Below are 18634 nucleotides of genomic sequence, written 5' to 3'. Positions count from 1 at the left end.
ACTATTTTAAAATATTAGAAAGAATGAAGCCCTTGACTTCATTCTCTCATTTACTTATCAAGCTTTAGCTTAGCAAGCGCATCTGCCAGTGCTGTATTGATGTGTTCATCTTTGTTTTGTTGTTTCATATATGAATTTACATGAATTTAGAACCTAGAATTAAATGTGGCTACTAAGTAAGCGGGTCTAAGCAATTCCACCTTTAATTTATGGTATATTAGACGGTACATAGCTAGTAAAGGGGTACGAATATATGGTAAAAAGTCTGGTAATCGCTGAAAAACCTTCAGTTGCACGTGATATTGCAAATGTATTGAAGTGTAATAAAAAAGGTAATGGATTTTTAGAGGGCGACAAGTATATTGTCACATGGGCATTAGGACATTTAGTGACACTCGCAGATCCAGAAGTTTACGATAATAAATATAAAACATGGAATTTAGAAGACCTTCCAATGTTGCCAGAGCGTATGAAATTAGTTGTGATGAAGCAAACTGGTAAGCAGTTCAATGGTGTGAAATCACAACTAACACGTAGCGATGTAAATGAAATAATTGTTGCTACCGATGCGGGAAGAGAAGGAGAATTAGTTGCACGCTGGATTATTGAAAAAGCGAACGTGAATAAACCGATTAAACGTTTATGGATTTCTTCAGTAACAGATAAAGCGATTAAAGATGGTTTTGCGAATTTGAAACCCGGTAAGAACTATGAAAATCTTTATGCTGCGGCTGTTGCCCGCTCAGAAGCTGACTGGTATATCGGTTTAAATGCAACACGTGCCCTAACAACTCGATTTAATGCACAATTAAACTGTGGGCGTGTACAGACACCTACTGTCGCCATGATTGCAGCACGAGAAGATGAAATTAAAAACTTCAAAGCGCAAACGTATTATGGCATCGAAGCTCAAACCGCCGATCATTTAAAATTGACTTGGCAAGACGCAAAAGGAAATTCACGTAGCTTCGATAAAGAAAAAATCGAAGCAACTGTTAAGAAATTAGATCATGTTAAAGCAACGGTTACAGACATCGAAAAGAAAGCTAAGAAAACATTTGCGCCTGGTCTTTATGATTTAACCGAACTACAACGTGATGCAAATAAAATTTTTGGCTATTCTGCAAAAGAAACGCTAAACATCATGCAAAAACTGTATGAGCAGCATAAAGTGTTAACGTATCCACGTACGGATTCTCGTTTCATTTCTTCAGACATTGTTAGTACGCTTCCAGAGCGATTAAAATCATGTGGAGTTGGAGAATATCGTTCTTTAACAAATAAGGTCTTAAACAAGCAAATATTGGCCTCAAAGTCTTTTGTTGATGATAGTAAAGTATCAGATCACCATGCCATTATTCCAACAGAAGGTTATGTGAACTTCTCAGCTATGACGGATAAAGAGCGTAAAATTTATGATTTAGTGGTGAAACGTTTCTTGGCGGTGCTGTTCCCCGCATTTGAATACGAACAATTGACTCTTCGTGCGAAAATTGGTGATGAAAACTTTGTTGCAAAAGGAAAAACAATTCTTTCAAGTGGTTGGAAGGAAGTATATGAAAATCGCTTTGAAGATGAAGATGCAACAGATGATGTAAAAGAACAAATATTGCCTCGTATCGAAAAAGGCGACTCATTAAATGTAAAACTAATAGCTCAAACATCTGGTCAAACAAAGCCCCCTGCACGCTTTAACGAGGCGACATTACTATCGGCAATGGAAAACCCTACGAAGTATATGGAGACTCAAAATAAGCAGCTGGCAGAAACATTAAAATCAACAGGCGGATTAGGTACGGTAGCGACACGCGCGGACATTATCGACAAGCTATTCAACTCATTCTTAATTGAAAAGCGTGGCAAGGACATTCATATTACATCTAAAGGTCGTCAGTTATTAGACCTTGTACCAAATGAGTTGAAGTCACCAACAACTACTGCTGAGTGGGAAATGAAGCTTGAGCTAATTGCGAAAGGTAAGCTTAAAAAAGAAGTATTCATCAATGAAATGAAACAGCATACAAAGGCAATTGTTGCTGAGATTAAAGCGAGCGAAAAAAAATATAAGCATGACAATATCTCAACAAAGTCTTGTCCAGATTGCGGAAAACCAATGCTTGAGGTAAACGGTAAAAAAGGCAAAATGCTTGTGTGTCAAGATCGTGAATGTGGCCATCGTAAAAACGTAGCACGTATTACAAATGCTCGCTGCCCACAATGCAAGAAGAAACTCGAACTTCGTGGCGAAGGTGACGGTCAAATCTTCACATGTAAGTGTGGCTATCGTGAGAAGCTATCTGCTTTTGAAGCAAGACGTAAAAAAGAAGGGCGTGGGAAAGCGGATAAACAGAGCGTACAGAAGTATTTAAAACAACAGAAACAAGATGAACCTGTTAACAATGCACTAGCTGAAGCCTTAAAAAACCTCAAATTAGATCAATAAAAACAAAAAATAAAACGTATAGCGATTGCCTATGCGTTTTATTTTTATTAAATTAGCATGTATAAAGTTTTATAATTCCTAAATGGAATAGAATACATTTAATTGTTTGATACTTTATTTGTAGAAAAGACTGCACATAATTTACCCTAAAAGTGAGTCATATGCAGTCTTTTATTTATGCGCATTTTATAAAAATCTGAGATAAACACTATATTTTCAACTGCTTATTCATATATCGATATCCAGACAAAACCCTCCTTATTTCTCGAGCAATTATTGCAAAATATTTCCCAAGAAATATGTCGAACTATTACGGGTTCATTTTATTTATTGACTTTGTATTCACCATGAAATGATAGCAATCTATCAAAGATTTTAGTAAGATGGGAAATAGATGTTTTTTTACAATTTAAATGGAGGTTCAAAGTAAAATGAGCTTACTTTCAATAGATAAATTAAGCCACAGTTTCGGTGACCGTACGCTTTTCAAGGATGTTTCCTTTCGCCTGATGGCAGGGGAACATGTTGGATTGGTCGGGGCGAACGGTGTCGGGAAATCAACATTAATGAGTATCATCACCGGGGAACTGATTTATGACTCAGGCCGTGTCGAATGGACACCTGGCGTAACATATGGCTACTTGGATCAGCACACTGTCCTAACCAGAGGGAAAACAATCCGCGATGTTCTTCGCGATGCCTTTCTTCCTTTATACGAACAAGAGAAAGCGCTCAATGAAGTGACGGAGAAAATGGCAACGGCAACTCCCGAGGAATTGGAAGACCTCCTTGAACAAATGGGACAAATCCAGGATAAGCTGGAAGCAGGAGGCTTTTATAGCCTGGATATTAAAGTTGAGGATGCAGCCCGCGGGCTCGGCCTTGATGCAATCGGGCTTGATCGGGACGTTTCAACCCTAAGCGGCGGCCAGCGGACTAAGGTTTTGCTTGCGAAATTGCTGCTAGAACAGCCCGAGGTGCTGTTATTGGACGAACCGACGAACTATCTCGATGTCGAGCATATTCGGTGGTTGAGCCATTATTTAAAAGAATACCCTCATGCTTTCTTTTTAATTTCACATGATACGGAATTCATGAACGGTATCGTCGATGTCATTTTCCATCTCGAGTTTTCCAAGCTGACTCGCTATACCGCGACTTATGAAAAATTCCTGGAATTAGCAGAGATTAATAAAAACCAGCATATCAATGCATATGAAAAGCAGCAGGAATTCATTAAAAAGCAGGAAGATTTTATTTCTAAAAATAAAGCACGCTACTCGACTACTGGACGGGCCAAAAGCCGTCAGAAGCAGCTGGATCGCATGGAACGGATCGACCGTCCTGAAACAGCGATGAAGCCGAGATTTGACTTTAAAGAATCACGCGGGAGCAGCCGTTATGTTTTTGAAGGTGAGGATTTGGAAATAGGCTATGATCATCCGCTTCTCCCTAAATTGACAATGACCATTGAGCGTGGCGAAAAAATTGCCATCGTTGGATACAACGGAGTCGGAAAATCGACATTGCTCAAGACGATTCTTGGTAAAATCCCGCCACTGGGCGGTACAGTTGTCTTAGGTGATTTTCTGTATCCTTCGTACTTTGAACAGGAAGTCAAAGCAGACGATATCACTCCGATTGATGATGTCTGGAATGCATTCCCTCATCTCGATCAGCCGAAGGTCCGCGGTATCCTCGCAAGTGTAGGGCTGAAAAATGAACATATCACCCGCCCGCTGAACCAGCTAAGCGGTGGGGAGCAGGCTAAAGTCCGGCTTTGTAAGTTAATGCTTAATGAAAGCAACTGGTTGTTATTCGACGAACCGACAAACCATTTGGATGTTGTCGCGAAAGAAGAGCTGAAGCGTGCGATGAAAGCATACAAAGGTACGATTGTCCTTGTGAGCCATGAGCCTGATTTCTATGAAGATTGGGTTACGAAGGTATGGGATGTCGAGGAATGGTATAATCAAATTAACTAACCTGATAAAAAAATCCATCTTCTAAAATTGAAGATGGATTTTTTATTGTCTCTTTTCTGCAAGGAGTGTATATGTTTTGGGCAATCCGATATCATGGATTTTATGATTCGGTTCTTCTTCCAACACCTTTATCACCAGGCCAGTTTGTCCCAAGGCCGTTACCAGCTCTCCGATTGTCCATTTTCTTTGGGCAACCTTGTCAAGCTGCTTTTGATCCTCATCGGGCATATGCTTGGAGAACGCAACGGTATGGGTCTCAATCGCCGGGTCAAAATAATTTCCGGTTACTTTGTGCTTCTTTCCGGCAGAGGTTATTAATTTTGTGGAAATTGGATGGAACTCATGCAAGATGAACCTTCCTCCCGGTTTTAATAACCGGTTTACGATTTCAAAAAGCGGTTCGAGATCAATTAGATAATGAAGCACACCCAGCTCCATTAAAACGATCTCAAAGTCCCCGGTAATCTGTTCTTTTGGCATGGATAATACGTCGGAAACGACATACTCAATGGAGACGTCCGCAGCAGCTGCCAGCTCAAGCGCGAAAGCAGCATTTTCTTTTGAAAAAATCGATAACCTTTACCTCTGCTCCCAATAAAGCAAGTGCGGCCGCTTTAACCCCATTCGATCCCATAAGATGAGCAACCTTTTTACCGGAAACTTCTCCAACATATTTATAAAACGGATGCAATCTCCATTTTGGGTTTTCTTTAATTTTTGCCGCAATCTCCTCAGCGGATCCATACCGGTTTATCAAGGCCTGATAGTTATTTTGGTTCCAGGCTTGTTCATTTTGGGAGGTAAACCCGTGCTGCTTCTTTGCCAGATATGTATGTATCTCATCACTGTAAGCTGCAATTTCCCTGTCATACAAGTATGAGTAGAGGGAACGGCACCAAATATCCATTCCTTCATTTTTCACGAAAATTCGATAAGGATCTGTTTTAATCGTTATATTAAATAAGCAGCTTACCGTAACATGAACACCGTCAACTTCAAATTGGAAAGCGGCCTGCTCCGAATTTCTTTCCGTTTCTGACGGTGAATAGGTAGAAAAAAGCTGATGCGCCTCATTGAATAGATCCCATTGTACGGACACAGTTATACTTGAATACTCTTTTATCTCTACACCCTGAACGATGAGTGCAGAAGCACCCGTAAATTGATAGGGGATGCTGCCCTGCTCAAGTAGGGTTCCTACGGTGAGGGTTGTATTAAGATACCTTGTTTTCATGAAAGCCTCCATGATTTTCTTACAGAATATTTTTTAATTTACAAGCGAATGCTTAAACGCATAAATAACCGCCTGGGTCCGGTCATGAACCTCAAGTTTGCTTAAAATATTGCTTACATGGACCTTTGCTGTCTTTAAGGCGATAAACAATTCATCGGCTATTTCTTGATTCGTTTTTCCTTCAGCCATTAAAAGAAGTATTTCCATTTCTCGATTCGTTAATTGCTCGTGTGGCAATTGAACGTTTCGGGAACGCATCTTCGCCATCATTTTACCGGTCACTTCCGGCTCAAGAACAGATTGACCCTGGTATGTAGAACGAACAGCATCGGCGATATCACTAGCCTTGGATGTTTTCAGCATATAGCTGGTTGCTCCTGCTTCCAGGGCAGGATACACTTTTTCATCGTCCAGAAAACTTGTTACAATGATGATTTTAGCTTCCGGCCATTTCTCGATAATGGATCGGGTGGCTTGAATGCCATCCATTACCTTCATGACCAGATCCATTAAGATAATATCTGGACGTAAGCTTAATGCAAGCTCCACTCCCTTTTCGCCATCATCAGCCTCTCCGATCACCTCGATATCCGGTTGGGAAGAGAGATATGAGGCGACACCGATCCGTACCATTTCATGATCATCAACAAACAATACCTTAATCATCGCTTCTGCCTCCTCCAAGTACCGGGACTTTTACTTCAAGCCTTGTACCTTGATTGGGAACACTAACAATCTTCATTGTCCCTCCTATTTCAACCGCTCTTTCATGCATATTTTGCAAGCCGTACGAGCCTGTTTTTGATTCATCCATATTAAAGCCGAGACCATCATCGACAATCCTGAGAATAATTAAATCATCCCGCCCTATCAACAGAACCTCCAATGTATTGGCTTTCGCATGTCGTAATGTATTGGATACAGACTCCTGGAGAATACGAAACAGGTGATCTTCTATTCCACGGTCTAACGGCATCGGCTCTATCTTCCATGAAATGTTCATCGGAACCTTCTGGGATAATTCCGCTAACAGTTCCTGAATTCCTTGCTGTAGAGACTTATCACGCAGTGGAACAGGACGAAGGTGCAGGAGTAATGCTCTCATTTCGAGCTGAGATTGATGGATCATCCCCTCAATCAGCTTCAGCTGTTTTGTTTCCGCGCTTTCCGATTCAGGCTTCGATTCCGTTATTGCTGACATAAGCATGGATGCGGCAAACAGCTGCTGGCTGACAGAATCATGCAGTTCCCGAGCGAGGCGATTGCGCTCCTGAGAAACGATTTCCTGGACGATCTTCTCTCGATCGGCCACTTTCTCACTTGCCATTTTTTGAGACATTTTGGCCTGTTCTGACACATGTTTATGAATATTTTCAATTCTCGTAGAAATCATTGTCAATTCCTGGACAGGATAAGATTCTTTCCGGGACGGGGCGTTTCCCTGTTCAAGCTGGTACAACGCATCCCCTACCCCTGTAAAGCGCCTCCTCCAAGACAAGCCCGAGCTTATTCCAAAAATAAGCCCTAAACATAAGCTTAAACCGGGCACAAAAAGAATAAAAGGGATATCCATCATTTCTTTTTTCCATAACAGGCTCCAATCCTCCAGCGGAAATACAAAAAAAACAACCCCTGACAGCAAGATGGATAAGGCAAGTGCAACAGTAATTCCGTATATAATTTGCCGGGCTATTATACTCATATCCTTTTCACCTCTATATCTCCTGTTATAACAGAGGTGATGATTTTCACTTTCTGGGCCGCATTCTGATATTCAGCCGTCTGATAGGAAAGAATCTGATTAAAAACTTTGGTTTCCTGGTGCTGAAAAATATTAGCTCTCCCGGCTACCACCGAATGATGTATGCTTAGTTCGATATCGTAAGGGATAAAAATTTGGATATTTCCGATGAAATGTCTAATGGAGATGACTGCTTCACCTTTCGGAAGAATGGTATTGCTTAAATCAACGATTGTGTCGCCGATGCCGCCCTGTATGTTTATATCGTTCCACTCATAGATGTGATCCGATGTTTTTTGGCGGCCAAACCATTTATTCTGTAATAAGTGACCCGCTTTTACCAAAGGCTCTTTTTCCAGTCCGTCCTGTAAACTTGCGGGCTCTGTCAGCACAGGCTTGATTACTTCGGGATTTTGTTTGGACTGATAAAAAACCAGTACGATATATAGTAAAATGGCCACAACGAAAAATTTAAAGATCATCATATTTAAAACGGTAATGATCGTTCCAAATAACCCAACCCAAAACATCACTTTTCCTATTTTACGGAAATATGACTTACGGCCAAGGTACATGAATCCAATCGTTAGGGCAAGGGAGAATAATAAGCCCCCGTCAAATAAAGAAATTTCAAGAAATAGCAGTATAATTCCTATTAATAATATCCAGCTAATATAATCGGTTTTCATTTGTTTAAACATAGGGTGCCTCCCTCGACTAACCGAACCTATTCTGAGAAATAGTCCAAAAAGGCGTAGAAAACTACGCCTCTTTTAAGAATACCATGACTTTATTAGGAAATAGAATGTGTTTCTTTGTTTTTCATTTCTTTTTCAAGCTGAGCGATCCTAGCATCGATTGTATTGCGGTGGTAAGCTGAGTTGACCTGGTGCTCAAGCCGGTCGAGATAAGAATCCATTTCTTCAAATCTCGCAAAAGACTTATTAGAAGATGTTGTTGATTCCAAAACCTGATTCATCCGATGATGCGCACGGGCAATGTTTTCACGTCCCATCAGTTCCATACGTTTAAGATTCATGTCTTTTAGCTTATGTTTCATTTCTTCATACTTGCGCTCCAGCTCATCCAACTGCTGCTCTGCTTTTTGCAGGGAATCCTTCAACCTCTGGCAACGTTCTTCGTATTGGGCAGCTTCCTGGGCTGCAAATCCATGTAATTCTGTTTCGCCTGCTTGTTCTGCGATCTCAGCTTGGCGTCTGCGTTTTTCTGCAAGATTTCTTGCATGGCCATATTCCCGGGTGAATTCTTCTTTTAATAAATATTGCCGTTCAACCAATTTACGTACCTTTTCCGTTTCCTGCTCCGACTGGCGAAGATATTGATTTAACAGTGCAATCGGGTTTTTTTGCTCCTTATGATCGAGCATTTCATGAAAATCCGCCGCAATTGTATCTTTGATTCTCGTAAATAAGTTACTCATTTGATTCTCTCCTTTTAGATTATCTTTTTATTTCGGCCCATTGTTTTTCGAAATTGACAAATGGATCCTGTTCTTCTTGGAAAGTGGTTTTCTTCGTTTTGTTCCAGTTTTTATAAACGAGGTATAAAACATATGCCGCTACAACGCCGATGATGGACGGAATATTAGCCACCGACGCTGTCAGTGCAACAAGGCCGATGAGCCCCCAGATGATTTTCCCTGATGTAGATTCTGATTTCATAAATTGCTTGATCACATAGTAAAGAATCACAAGGCTGATGGCTAACCCAATCATTGGGCCAACATTTGCGAGCAGAACACACCCCGCGATTATCCCTGCTATCAGTAAACCAAATTTTTTCATTTTACCGTTCCTCCTTTCATGTTTCTAGCTTATCTATTTTCTTGTTTTTCCATAATGAGCCTTAGCTATATTTTCAGATAAGACCTGAGGCTTAGATGCTATTGGAAAAGAAAAAAACCCGTAGCAACGGGTTTTCAAAATTATTAACCGAAGGACAAGTCAGACTTCATTGTCTATTTTTCTCTTCGTCTTCCTTGAGATGCTTTTTTCGGCTTCCTGTTTACTTTTGTTACATGACTGTTATCACTATCTTTGCTGTTTCTTTTTACGCTTCCTTCCGTTTTTCTCTTCGCTGTTGTTCTGCGTCCGGTCCTATCACCCGGTTCCTTCTCTTGTCTGAAGTTTTTCCCTCGTCTGTTTTGAGCTTTTTGCTCGCTGCCATTCGAGGAATTCGAATTAATCTTAACTCCCTCTACTACTTTTCGGTCTAACTTAACGTTTATCCCCTTTTCAATCGCTAACAATTGAGGGATGTCTTTTGGAGCAATAAACGTTATCGCGATACCGTCTTCACCCGCTCTTCCCGTTCTCCCAATCCGATGAATATAGCTTTCTGTATCTTCCGGCACATCATAATTAAATACATGAGTAACCCCTTCCACATCAAGCCCTCTAGCTGCTACATCAGTAGCAACCAGAAGCTGGATGGCTGCTTCTCGGAATCCTTTCATCACTCGTTCCCTTTTAGACTGTGATAGATCCCCATGAAGTTCATCCGCATTATAACCGGCAGCTCTAAGAGCGTCATTAAGCTTACTTACTCGACGTTTTGTCCTGCAAAAAATAATCGCCATAAATGGAGGTTCTTCATCAATCACTTTAAATAAAGCAGCTTGTTTTGCCCTGTCAGTCGTTTCAATGACAAGCTGTCTGATCCGTTCTATTGTAATGTTATCGCTTTTTACGGAAACTGAGACTGGCTTGACCATGAATCGCTTAGCAATGGACTGAACCTGCTGGGGTATCGTTGCTGAAAAAAGCAGAACTTGTCTGTTGCCTCGAACCATTTCAATAATTTGCTCCACTTCAGGCAAAAATCCGATATGCAGCATCTGATCCGCTTCATCCAATACCAATATTGAAACGTTGCTAAGATCGATTGTCCCCCGTCTGACATGATCAAGCAGCCGTCCAGGAGTAGCTACCACTATAGATGGGCGATGCTTTAATTGTTTCATTTGCCGCTCCACGTCCTGCCCCCCATATATAGCCGCCGCGCTTATCCCTGTAAAAGCTTTTGTAAGCTTGTTTAATTCAGCGGTTATTTGAAGTGCAAGTTCTCTAGTAGGCGACACAATAAGAGCTTGCACATAATCGCTTTCTAATTTTATTCCTTGAAGGATCGGAAGCAGAAAGGCTAATGTTTTGCCTGTTCCTGTCTGGGCTTTTGCAATGACATCCCTTCCAGCGATTATTTCAGGAATTGATTTCTCCTGGATAGGTGTTGGCGAGGTTATTCCATAATCCTTAAGTACTTTTTTCAGGTTGTCTATTATTCCGAGCTGGGAAAAATCCATTGATTCGGCCTACCTTCTCTCGTATCAGTTTTATTCTGTAGTAAAGGGCTATTGTCTTTTCCGTATTGATGGAAGTCTGCTTTTTTCCGTTTAGTATATCATTCATCGGGCTATTTAACCTTAGAGAAACCATTACAGATAGCGGTTCCAATTATTTTATTATTTTTACTCTTTTTGATTTTATTGTAGTCACCGGTCATTTCCAATATAATTTATAACATTATTCACTTAAGAATATACTAAAGCTGTGTACATAGTAGCTTTGCCTCCTTGCAAGTGTTGCAAGGGGGTTTCTATATAAACGAGGAGGCTACCTTCATCCACCTCAGAAGGGAATGAAAGAATGTTTAAACTCAAACAAAGAAACACTACCGTTAAAACAGAGATCCTTGCCGGTCTTACAACTTTTTTAACGCTGGCGTATATCATCGTCGTTAACCCAATGATTTTATCCGATGCAGGAGTACCCTTCGATCAGGGTTTCACCGCTACAATCATTGCTACCGTGGTCGGAACGCTTTGCATGGCTTTTTTCGCTAACTACCCAATCATTATTGCTCCTGCCATGGGTTTAAACGCGTATTTCGCTTATTCAGTGCTTGGTAATAATGATATCCCTTATACCATTGCTTTTTCCGCTGTTTTCATTACCGGAATTCTATTTTTACTTCTTTCTCTTACCTCTTTCCGAAGCAAGCTTATTGATGCCATTCCTCATAATCTTAAGCATGCAATCAGTGCTGGTATCGGTCTGTTTATTACTTTCATCGGCTTGCGTCTCTCCGGTATTGTCGCCGATCACCCTTCCAACTTGGTCACTCTTGGGGACTTCAAAGACCCGAAAGTAGCACTGAGTTTAATCGGAATTGTCATTACGGTCACTTTAATGACGTTGAATATTCAAGGTGCGCTTTTTATAGGGATGATTATTACCGGGGCAATAGCGTATTTCACCGGGCGGCTCCATTTTACAAATGGTTTTGTGGCTGCCCCTCGCCTTCCTGAAGGACTTCTTGTCTTTAATCCAATCACATCCATTAACGATGTCATTCAATATGGTTTATATGGTGTCGTATTTTCTTTTCTACTTGTTATGTTATTCGATACAACCGGAGCATTGCTCGGTATTGTCAGACAAGCCGGCTTATTAAGAAAAGGCAAACTTGACCGGGCTGGCAGCGCCTTTTTTGCCGACTCGATCGGGACTACGATTGGAGCAATGTTTGGGACAAGTCCAACAGCTGCTTCCGTTGAATCATCAGCGGGTGTTGGGGCAGGCGGAAAAACCGGTTTGACCGGACTTACTGTTGCTGTCTTATTTATCATTACAGCTTTTTTCAGTCCGCTGGTTGGAGCGGTTTCGGATGTTACAGCCATTACCGCACCAAGTTTGATTATTGTCGGTAGCTTCATGATTAAAAATATTTCAGAAATTAATTGGCACGATTTTGATGAAGCGTTCCCTGCATTTTTAGTCATTGTCAGTATGCCGCTCACTTCGAGTATCGCAAACGGAATCGCCCTTGGCTTCATTTCCTATCCAATCATGAAAATCGCCAAAAGAAAATTCCGCGACGTACACCCCCTTGTCTATATCTTTGCGATTCTTTTCTTATATCAGCTTATCTTCCTGGCTAGTTAGTTAGAAAAGCGCAAGCGCCCTGTAAAAGGAACATCGACTAAGACCTGCCACATCGTTATGTCTTACGTCGATGCCAGCCCATCCTGGGCAAGTCCGACAAGCATAAGTCACCCCTGGTAGGAGGGGTGACTTATGACCTCGAGGGGCTGGGCGCTGGAGCTAGACACTAGTTCATATAAAAAAAGTTATATTATTTTAGATGCAAAGGAGGATGCCTGCAGCAAACAGACATCCTCCTCTTTTCTTATTTATTCATTTGAGCCAAAAAGTCTCCCAGTAAGTCATCTAGGCTTTCTTCCTTTTCTGCTTTCTTGGTCTCACTGGAATTCCTTATCTCCGCCTGGTTCCAATCAAAATCTTCTAAATCATTTTCTTGTGAGGTAGATTCTTCATGTCCAGTCGCTTCTTTTTCCAAATCCATTGTGTCTGGTAAATCTGGTACATCTTCCTGTAAATATAGCGCCTCATCAATTTCCATTGCATTGCTATTCATTGAAGCAAGCAATGCCGTTGCCCGCATAGGGTCGGTCAGTAACTGATGAAGAATACTGCCGAGAAGCGCCTCCGAATGAGCATGCTTTAACCAGTCCCGCTGTGATTTGGTTAATTTTTGCGGCAAGGGAATCTTAATCATTTCCCTTTCATGTATAGAACTGTTCCCTGCACCTTCTAGCACAAACTCAGCAATTTTGCTTGAAAAGTTTCTTTTCTCTGTTTCTTTTATCTTTTGAAGCTGCCTTATGATGTGGTCGGGAGTATCAGAAGGAAGGCGGAAGGTGATCGCCTGACCTCTTTGGATGCCCGAGGGAATTGTTTTTTTCATATAACCACCGCCTATTTAGCTGTGCCGGCTTTTTGGTCTTCCACTTTGTTTTCTGATTTAGCTGGTTTTTCTGTTTCTTTCCTTCTGGCGAAGTCTGCAATAAGTTTATAATAGGCATTGGCCATCATCCAGATGCTTTCCTTCTCATCTTCAAAGAAGTCAATATTATAGCCGTCTAAATTGTTATTGAGTGTCTTTAAATAATCCTTCAAAACAATTGCCCCACCGCCGACAAAATAACAGATTTCTGTCTGGGAATTCTTTTGCCACACATTGCGAAGATGACGGTATTGTTTTTTGGCAAGTTCCCCTAAAATGCGATCTGTGATATCGTGCACGCTTACTCGGCTTCCGCGTACCATAAGATGGTTTCTATCATTTTTCTTCGTGATGATTTCAACGACATCCCGTCTGCTGTCGAGTTCAACACCATGCTTCTTTCTAATCTCTTCTCTGATCGCTTCAAGTGCTTCCGCAACGCCGAGGTTAAAGCCTTGTGCTTTATCGTCGTCAACTTTACGGTTTTTAATAACGGCAATATCCGTTGACAGTCCGCCAATATCCTGAATAAGGATACGTTTATCAATTAAATCTCTGTTAATGACATTCAAATCGTTGTCCATCACTAAATTGATATATGCTGCGAAGCCTTCAGGATATACTTTTACATCATCAAATTTAATATTGACCTTTATGCCCTGGTATTTTGGTGTGATCAAAAACTCTACCTGATGAACAGATCCAAGAAGTTTGGAACGATAGCCGACATCTTTTCCTTCTTTCACTTCACGAAGAGGAAGGCCTGTCCCTAAAGTATAGGTGGCATCCACCACATTATTGGTTTTTTTGAAAATATGGGCATTTTCTTCCTTCACTGCATCCAATGCCAATGCTGCAAAAAGCATAACCAACGTCTGGTCTTCTTCGGATTTACTGCTCCCGAGATCCAACTCCGATGGATTATCACTTTTCGTGGCTAGATTTCCAACCCGGTATATAACATTATTGTCTTGAAGGGCAGGGGAGTGAACCCTGATATGGATTCCATCGATCGGGTCTTGCTCATTTAGCTCCTCTATTCCGATTACGGGACGGTCCTCCGTATCTCTTGCGACTACATTAGGTATGTAAAGCTCCGAGTCTAACTTTCCAAACAAAGCTTTGATGGCGTCATTTCCAACATCTACTGCTGCTATTCTAGAATTACTCACAAAACCATTCCCTTCTCTTTTATATGCCAGTCTTAAAATGTAATGGCACATTTATTTAAGAATAGAAAAGTTTCATAGTTTGGTCAATACTCCTTTCGGTGGATACTCGACTAGTCAAATTGTAATCATATTTGTAAACATGTAACGAGAAGTTGTATACATCCTTTCACAACAACGTGTATACGCATTTGTATACTTGTATACACATTTCGTACACGTTGTATACTTTTTTGTAAACAAGTATACAAATTTCGTAAACATTGAATCAAGCCTATCATTTTCTAAAAATAAATAACTCTAAACTATTTCTGAATGCCACCTCGGGTCTTGGAAGTTAGACTAAAAAAACGTGTATAACAGAAAAAAATGGGTATGGTAATAAATGGACTAATTCATCAGGAATAACAAAAGAGAAAAGGTATACTGGAGGAATGTATAATGAATGAAGAAAAGGACAAAAACCATCTCCCGCAATATCCCGAACCATATTGGAGGGATCTAGTCGCCTTCCCGACCTTTGAAAAGCTTGATCATGATATTGAAACAGACGTAGCGATTGTAGGCGCTGGAATCACAGGAATCACAGCTGCCTTTCTGCTCGCGAAGGAAGGCCTTAATATTGTCCTGATTGATTCAGGGGAAATTTTAAATGGTACAACAGCACATACGACAGCAAAAGTAACCGCACAGCATGGCCTGATATATGATCAGCTTATTAAAGACATAGGTGAAGAACAGGCAAAGTTATATTATGAAGCGAACAAAGAAGCAATGGAATTTGTCATAAAAACTGTCAAAGATTTAAAAATTGATTGCGATTTAACATATGAGGATGCTTATGTATACGCTGCAACAGATGAATATGTAAGCAAAATTCAGGATGAAATCAAAGCTTATCAAAAGCTAGGCATACCCGGAGAGTATACGGAAACAATCCCCTTCTCCATACCCTGTAAAGCAGCGGTAGTAATGAAAGAGCAGGTGCAGTTCCATCCGTTAAAATATTTAACTGCCCTTATTCCGCAGATTACCGAAGCAGGCGGCAAAATATTTGAACATACAACAGCAATGAAAGTAGAAGATGGAGATACACCTAAAATACTAACCAGGGATGGACAAACTATCAGCTGCAAATATGTTATTTCAGCTTCCCACTTCCCTTTTAACGATGAAATGGGACTTTATTTTGCAAGAATGCACGCAGAGCGCTCCTATGTACTCGGAATAAAAACGGAACAAGAATATCCAGGTGGTATGTATATTAGTGCCGACAGTCCAACCCGCTCGTTGCGTTATACGCAAATCAATGGAGAAAAACTTATTCTGGTCGGAGGTGAGAGCCACAAAACCGGACAGGGAATTTCAACGTTTGAACATTACGAAGCCCTGAAAGCCTTCAGTGAAGAAGTATTCAGTATTAAAGAGATTCCATACCGTTGGTCGGCACAGGATATCATAACGATGGATAAAGTGCCTTATGTTGGTCCAGCTACGGAAAACCATCCGAATGTTTTCATTGCTACCGGCTACGCTAAATGGGGCATGACAAACAGCACGGCAGCAGCTAATTTGCTGAAAGATCTTATTATCCAAAAGAAAAATCGCTATGAAGAGCTCTATTCTCCATCCAGATTCCATCCAAAACCGGGCGTTAAGAATCTAATTAAAGATAATGCCGATGTCGCAAAGCATTTGATTCAAGGTAAGTTCGCCATGGTTCACCAAGGACCAGAGGATTTAGGAAAAGATGAAGCAGCGATTGTAAAAATTAACGGCGGCAAAGCAGGCTGCTATCGCGATAAGGACGGGCTGCTCCATGCTGTTGATTCCACCTGTACCCATATGGGCTGCGAAGTAGAATGGAACAGCGGTGAAAGGACATGGGATTGCCCATGTCACGCCTCCCGATTCTCTATTAACGGAGAAGTCTTGGAGGGTCCGGCCGTCGAACCCTTGAAGAAGGTTGATTTAAAATAGGAAAAGCTCAAACCCCTTCTAAATGGTACCGTTGTAAAGGACAGTTTTAAAAAAACTAGGCAGTTTTAAGGAGATGATCTCTGTATTGAACAGGGGTCATCTTATTTACATTCCACTGATATCTGTAGTTAGTGTAGTACGCCAATATAACTCTTAATTTCAAGTTTTAATTCATCCAAAGTAGAACACGGCTTACGGCATGCTTCATCTTTAAAATGGCAAAAAAATAGCGTTTTGCCCGGCGGTGAAAACTTTCAATATTACAGGATTATGGGTTTACCATGTTCTGTTCGGTCGGGCCACAAGCCTATATTGCAACTGGCAGCCGATATGCTCTTATCGACTGGATGCATATGGTATAGCACTACAGCAGCAACAGCGACGACGTCATTGAGCCTGCAAGAAATCGGTAAAGTTTCCCCTATTCCGTTTGCCCTTACTGCTATAGGGAACAATAAATTGGCATGCTCTAATCGAATGGAGGAATTTAACATGGGCAAAACAATTTTCATTACTGGTGCAGGCACCGGGCTTGGCAGAGGTGCAGCAATTGGTCTTGCCAAAAAAGGCCATCGTGTGATTGCGACTACAGAGCTGACTTCTCAAAAAACAGACCTTCTACGGGAAGCAAATGACCTGGAACTGGATATAGAGGTGATTAAAGTCGATATTACGAACCCTTTGGATCTGAAACAGATTGAGAAGTATGATTTTGACGTATTTGTTGCAAATGCTGCCATTAATGAACGAGGCCCGCTTGGGGAAGTGCCGATGGACCGGTTTCGGGCACTTTTTGAGGTGAATGTTTTCGCAACCTTGGAAACAGCACAGATAGCTGCACGGAAGATGGTTGAAAAGGGAAGCGGAAAAATCGTCTTTATGAGCTCAATTTCTGGAATTTTGGCATCTCCATATGGCGGTCCATATGCCGCTACAAAGCACGCGATTGAAGCAATTGCCCATACGCTGCAGTTGGAACTTCAAGGATTTGGAGTAAACGTTGCCACCATTAACCCTGGTGACTTTAAGACAGGCTTTAATGATCGCGCGGCAGAAGAGCTATGGAAATGGTACGATGAAGAGAAAAACTACACGAGGAAAGAGGATATAAAAAAGGCGGAAGAGGCGTTAAAGAACCAGTTTGACCCGGAAGATATGATTGCAAAAATGGTAGAAATGATCCCAGCTGACCATCATAAATTCCGAACCGCCTATCCTCAGCAAACGGAGAAACAGATGAAGCAAGAAGAACAAAAGTGGTGGGAGATGGACATATAGTAGAGATACCATCAGACTACTATTTGGGAGCGGCTCCACTTATTGTCTTTTACGCACGGTATATTTCTTCATTATACAAAAAGTACCCTATAGGTAGACTTTTTTAAGTGTCTACACTATAGGGTACTTTTTATTCTGAAGGTTTTTTTTATTAAGCTCGTCTTCCCCTCTCTCAAATGATTCTGTGAAATAAAAGTCATTTTACCACCCGATTTCCCGTACATTGTCTAAAAGCACATTGTGCGGAAAGCAGGTGAAAAAATTGAGCAATCATCATAAATCGAATACCTTGATCGTTTCAGGAGAGGAAACCATTCTGGCTGCTCCCGATCAGGCAATGATTAAATTAGGTGTTATTACAGAAAACAAAGACCCCGCAGTCGCCCAACAGGAAAATGCAAATGCCATATCCAAAGTAATAAATTCAATAACCGGTTTAGGTATCCCGGAGAACCAAATAAGAACGGTTGAGTATCGGATTGAACCTCAATACGATTACCAGGATGCAACGCAAATTTTTAGAGGTTATAAAGTGACGCATCTTATTCAAATAACTATAAGCAAAATAAAACAAGTGGGAGAGATTCTGGATACGGCTGTTAATAATGGTGCCAATACGGTTTCGAGCTTACAGTTTACCCTTTCAAATCAAGAGGTTTATTATAATCAAGCCCTTTCCCTTGCAGTCGAAAATGCTCGCGAAAAAGCCGTCTCCCTTGCAAAGATACTCGGTGTTACCCTCAACAAAATACCGGATCTCGTCCAAGAAATCAGCGTTAACCAGCCTATCCTATTCGAGTCCACTGCTCTAGTAAAAAGTGTCGCCACTCCCATTCAGCCGGGTGAATTAGATATTCCCGCTGTGGTCAGAGTTGAATATTCCTATTTTTAATTAAATGTTTATCATATTATACATTTGGGTTCTTCACCAAAAGAAGTGGTTTAAGCTTTTGATTATCCGTTGATTTCCGCTCCAGG

Annotated in this window: 16 protein-coding genes and 1 pseudogene; 6 read left to right on the top strand and 11 right to left on the bottom strand. The window is 41.1% G+C overall.

All coding sequences use genetic code 11. From position 1 onward, the window contains the following. The first annotated feature begins 253 nt into the window (after nucleotides 1-253). Both D0463_RS06155 and D0463_RS06150 read left to right on the top strand, forming a co-directional pair. On the top strand, nucleotides 254-2443 hold the full coding sequence (locus D0463_RS06155; protein WP_117306264.1) for a DNA topoisomerase III: 2190 nt from the start codon (nucleotides 254-256) through the stop codon (nucleotides 2441-2443). Between the two features lie 431 nt (nucleotides 2444-2874). Further along, the gene (locus tag D0463_RS06150; protein WP_117306262.1) at nucleotides 2875-4428 is read left to right on the top strand and encodes an ABC-F family ATP-binding cassette domain-containing protein; all 1554 of its coding nucleotides are present in this window, start codon (nucleotides 2875-2877) and stop codon (nucleotides 4426-4428) included. A gap of 42 nt (nucleotides 4429-4470) precedes the next feature. Here D0463_RS06150 and D0463_RS19815 read toward each other — a convergent pair whose 3' ends face one another. From D0463_RS19815 to D0463_RS06115, 8 genes are all read right to left on the bottom strand, one after another. Then, nucleotides 4471-4938 carry a class I SAM-dependent methyltransferase gene (locus D0463_RS19815; RefSeq protein WP_254052731.1) on the bottom strand — a complete coding sequence of 156 codons (468 nt, stop codon included), beginning with the start codon at nucleotides 4936-4938 and terminating at the stop codon, nucleotides 4471-4473. 25 nt (nucleotides 4939-4963) lie between these two features. After that, complete coding sequence (locus D0463_RS19810; RefSeq protein WP_254052729.1) at nucleotides 4964-5662, bottom strand: hypothetical protein; 699 nt, start codon at nucleotides 5660-5662, stop codon at nucleotides 4964-4966. Between the two features lie 33 nt (nucleotides 5663-5695). Continuing rightward, on the bottom strand, nucleotides 5696-6328 hold the full coding sequence (locus tag D0463_RS06140; protein WP_117306260.1) for a response regulator: 633 nt from the start codon (nucleotides 6326-6328) through the stop codon (nucleotides 5696-5698). Continuing rightward, complete coding sequence (locus D0463_RS06135) at nucleotides 6321-7364, bottom strand: sensor histidine kinase (RefSeq protein ID WP_117306258.1); 1044 nt, start codon at nucleotides 7362-7364, stop codon at nucleotides 6321-6323. Before D0463_RS06135 ends, D0463_RS06140 begins: the two co-directional genes overlap by 8 nt. Then, nucleotides 7361-8104 carry a cell wall-active antibiotics response protein LiaF gene (gene liaF / locus D0463_RS06130; protein WP_117306256.1) on the bottom strand — a complete coding sequence of 248 codons (744 nt, stop codon included), beginning with the start codon at nucleotides 8102-8104 and terminating at the stop codon, nucleotides 7361-7363. The genes D0463_RS06135 and liaF overlap by 4 nt, the downstream gene beginning before the upstream one ends. A 92-nt stretch (nucleotides 8105-8196) precedes the next feature. After that, nucleotides 8197-8844, bottom strand: coding sequence for a PspA/IM30 family protein (locus D0463_RS06125; protein WP_117306254.1), 648 nt, complete (start codon nucleotides 8842-8844; stop codon nucleotides 8197-8199). Between the two features lie 19 nt (nucleotides 8845-8863). Continuing rightward, nucleotides 8864-9208 (bottom strand): lmo0954 family membrane protein, encoded by a 345-nt coding sequence (locus D0463_RS06120; protein ID WP_117306252.1) that lies wholly within the window; start codon nucleotides 9206-9208, stop codon nucleotides 8864-8866. A gap of 173 nt (nucleotides 9209-9381) precedes the next feature. Next, nucleotides 9382-10725, bottom strand: coding sequence for a DEAD/DEAH box helicase (locus D0463_RS06115; protein ID WP_117306250.1), 1344 nt, complete (start codon nucleotides 10723-10725; stop codon nucleotides 9382-9384). Nucleotides 10726-11068: 343 nt separating this feature from the next. On the opposite strand from D0463_RS06115, the gene D0463_RS06110 reads away from it, so the two are divergent. After that, nucleotides 11069-12367: an NCS2 family permease gene (locus D0463_RS06110; RefSeq protein WP_117306248.1), complete on the top strand. Its 1299-nt coding sequence runs from the start codon at nucleotides 11069-11071 to the stop codon at nucleotides 12365-12367. A gap of 244 nt (nucleotides 12368-12611) precedes the next feature. Here the strand turns inward: D0463_RS06110 and D0463_RS06105 are convergent, their stop codons facing one another. Together D0463_RS06105 and D0463_RS06100 are read right to left on the bottom strand one after the other, a co-directional pair. Further along, nucleotides 12612-13190 (bottom strand): hypothetical protein, encoded by a 579-nt coding sequence (locus D0463_RS06105; protein WP_117306246.1) that lies wholly within the window; start codon nucleotides 13188-13190, stop codon nucleotides 12612-12614. Between the two features lie 11 nt (nucleotides 13191-13201). Beyond that, complete coding sequence (locus D0463_RS06100) at nucleotides 13202-14401, bottom strand: ParM/StbA family protein (protein ID WP_117306244.1); 1200 nt, start codon at nucleotides 14399-14401, stop codon at nucleotides 13202-13204. A 438-nt stretch (nucleotides 14402-14839) separates the two neighbouring features. Between D0463_RS06100 and D0463_RS06095 the strand changes: the two genes are divergently transcribed. Beyond that, complete coding sequence (locus D0463_RS06095) at nucleotides 14840-16378, top strand: FAD-dependent oxidoreductase (protein WP_117306242.1); 1539 nt, start codon at nucleotides 14840-14842, stop codon at nucleotides 16376-16378. A 55-nt stretch (nucleotides 16379-16433) separates the two neighbouring features. Here the strand turns inward: D0463_RS06095 and D0463_RS19805 are convergent. Further along, nucleotides 16434-16605, bottom strand: a pseudogene (locus D0463_RS19805) (IS3 family transposase); the annotation flags it as partial. Nucleotides 16606-16870: 265 nt separating this feature from the next. On the opposite strand from D0463_RS19805, the gene D0463_RS06090 reads away from it, so the two are divergent. Together D0463_RS06090 and D0463_RS06085 are read left to right on the top strand one after the other, a co-directional pair. Further along, complete coding sequence (locus tag D0463_RS06090; RefSeq protein WP_117306240.1) at nucleotides 16871-17656, top strand: SDR family oxidoreductase; 786 nt, start codon at nucleotides 16871-16873, stop codon at nucleotides 17654-17656. A 262-nt stretch (nucleotides 17657-17918) separates the two neighbouring features. Next, entirely contained in the window at nucleotides 17919-18548 is a 630-nt protein-coding gene (locus tag D0463_RS06085) for an SIMPL domain-containing protein (protein WP_254052728.1), read from the top strand. The last annotated feature ends 86 nt before the right edge of the window (nucleotides 18549-18634 follow it).

It is taken from the genome of Bacillus sp. V59.32b, assembly GCF_003429085.1.
Lineage (GTDB): Bacteria > Bacillota > Bacilli > Bacillales > DSM-1321 > Peribacillus.
The sequence above is the reverse complement of the archived record's forward strand: the minus strand, read 5'-3'. Positions and strand labels throughout refer to the sequence as shown.

Bases quoted from the DNA above. Each gene is read 5' to 3' on its own strand.
- D0463_RS06155 (WP_117306264.1), top strand. From the start codon at position 254: ATGGTAAAAAGTCTGGTAATCGCTGAAAAACCTTCAGTTGCACGTGAT.
- D0463_RS06150 (WP_117306262.1), top strand. From the start codon at position 2,875: ATGAGCTTACTTTCAATAGATAAATTAAGCCACAGTTTCGGTGACCGT.
- D0463_RS19810 (WP_254052729.1), bottom strand. From the start codon at position 5,662: ATGAAAACAAGGTATCTTAATACAACCCTCACCGTAGGAACCCTACTT.
- D0463_RS06140 (WP_117306260.1), bottom strand. From the start codon at position 6,328: ATGATTAAGGTATTGTTTGTTGATGATCATGAAATGGTACGGATCGGT.
- D0463_RS06135 (WP_117306258.1), bottom strand. From the start codon at position 7,364: ATGAGTATAATAGCCCGGCAAATTATATACGGAATTACTGTTGCACTT.
- liaF (WP_117306256.1), bottom strand. From the start codon at position 8,104: ATGTTTAAACAAATGAAAACCGATTATATTAGCTGGATATTATTAATA.
- D0463_RS06125 (WP_117306254.1), bottom strand. From the start codon at position 8,844: ATGAGTAACTTATTTACGAGAATCAAAGATACAATTGCGGCGGATTTT.
- D0463_RS06120 (WP_117306252.1), bottom strand. From the start codon at position 9,208: ATGAAAAAATTTGGTTTACTGATAGCAGGGATAATCGCGGGGTGTGTT.
- D0463_RS06115 (WP_117306250.1), bottom strand. From the start codon at position 10,725: ATGGATTTTTCCCAGCTCGGAATAATAGACAACCTGAAAAAAGTACTT.
- D0463_RS06110 (WP_117306248.1), top strand. From the start codon at position 11,069: ATGTTTAAACTCAAACAAAGAAACACTACCGTTAAAACAGAGATCCTT.
- D0463_RS06105 (WP_117306246.1), bottom strand. From the start codon at position 13,190: ATGAAAAAAACAATTCCCTCGGGCATCCAAAGAGGTCAGGCGATCACC.
- D0463_RS06095 (WP_117306242.1), top strand. From the start codon at position 14,840: ATGAATGAAGAAAAGGACAAAAACCATCTCCCGCAATATCCCGAACCA.
- D0463_RS06090 (WP_117306240.1), top strand. From the start codon at position 16,871: ATGGGCAAAACAATTTTCATTACTGGTGCAGGCACCGGGCTTGGCAGA.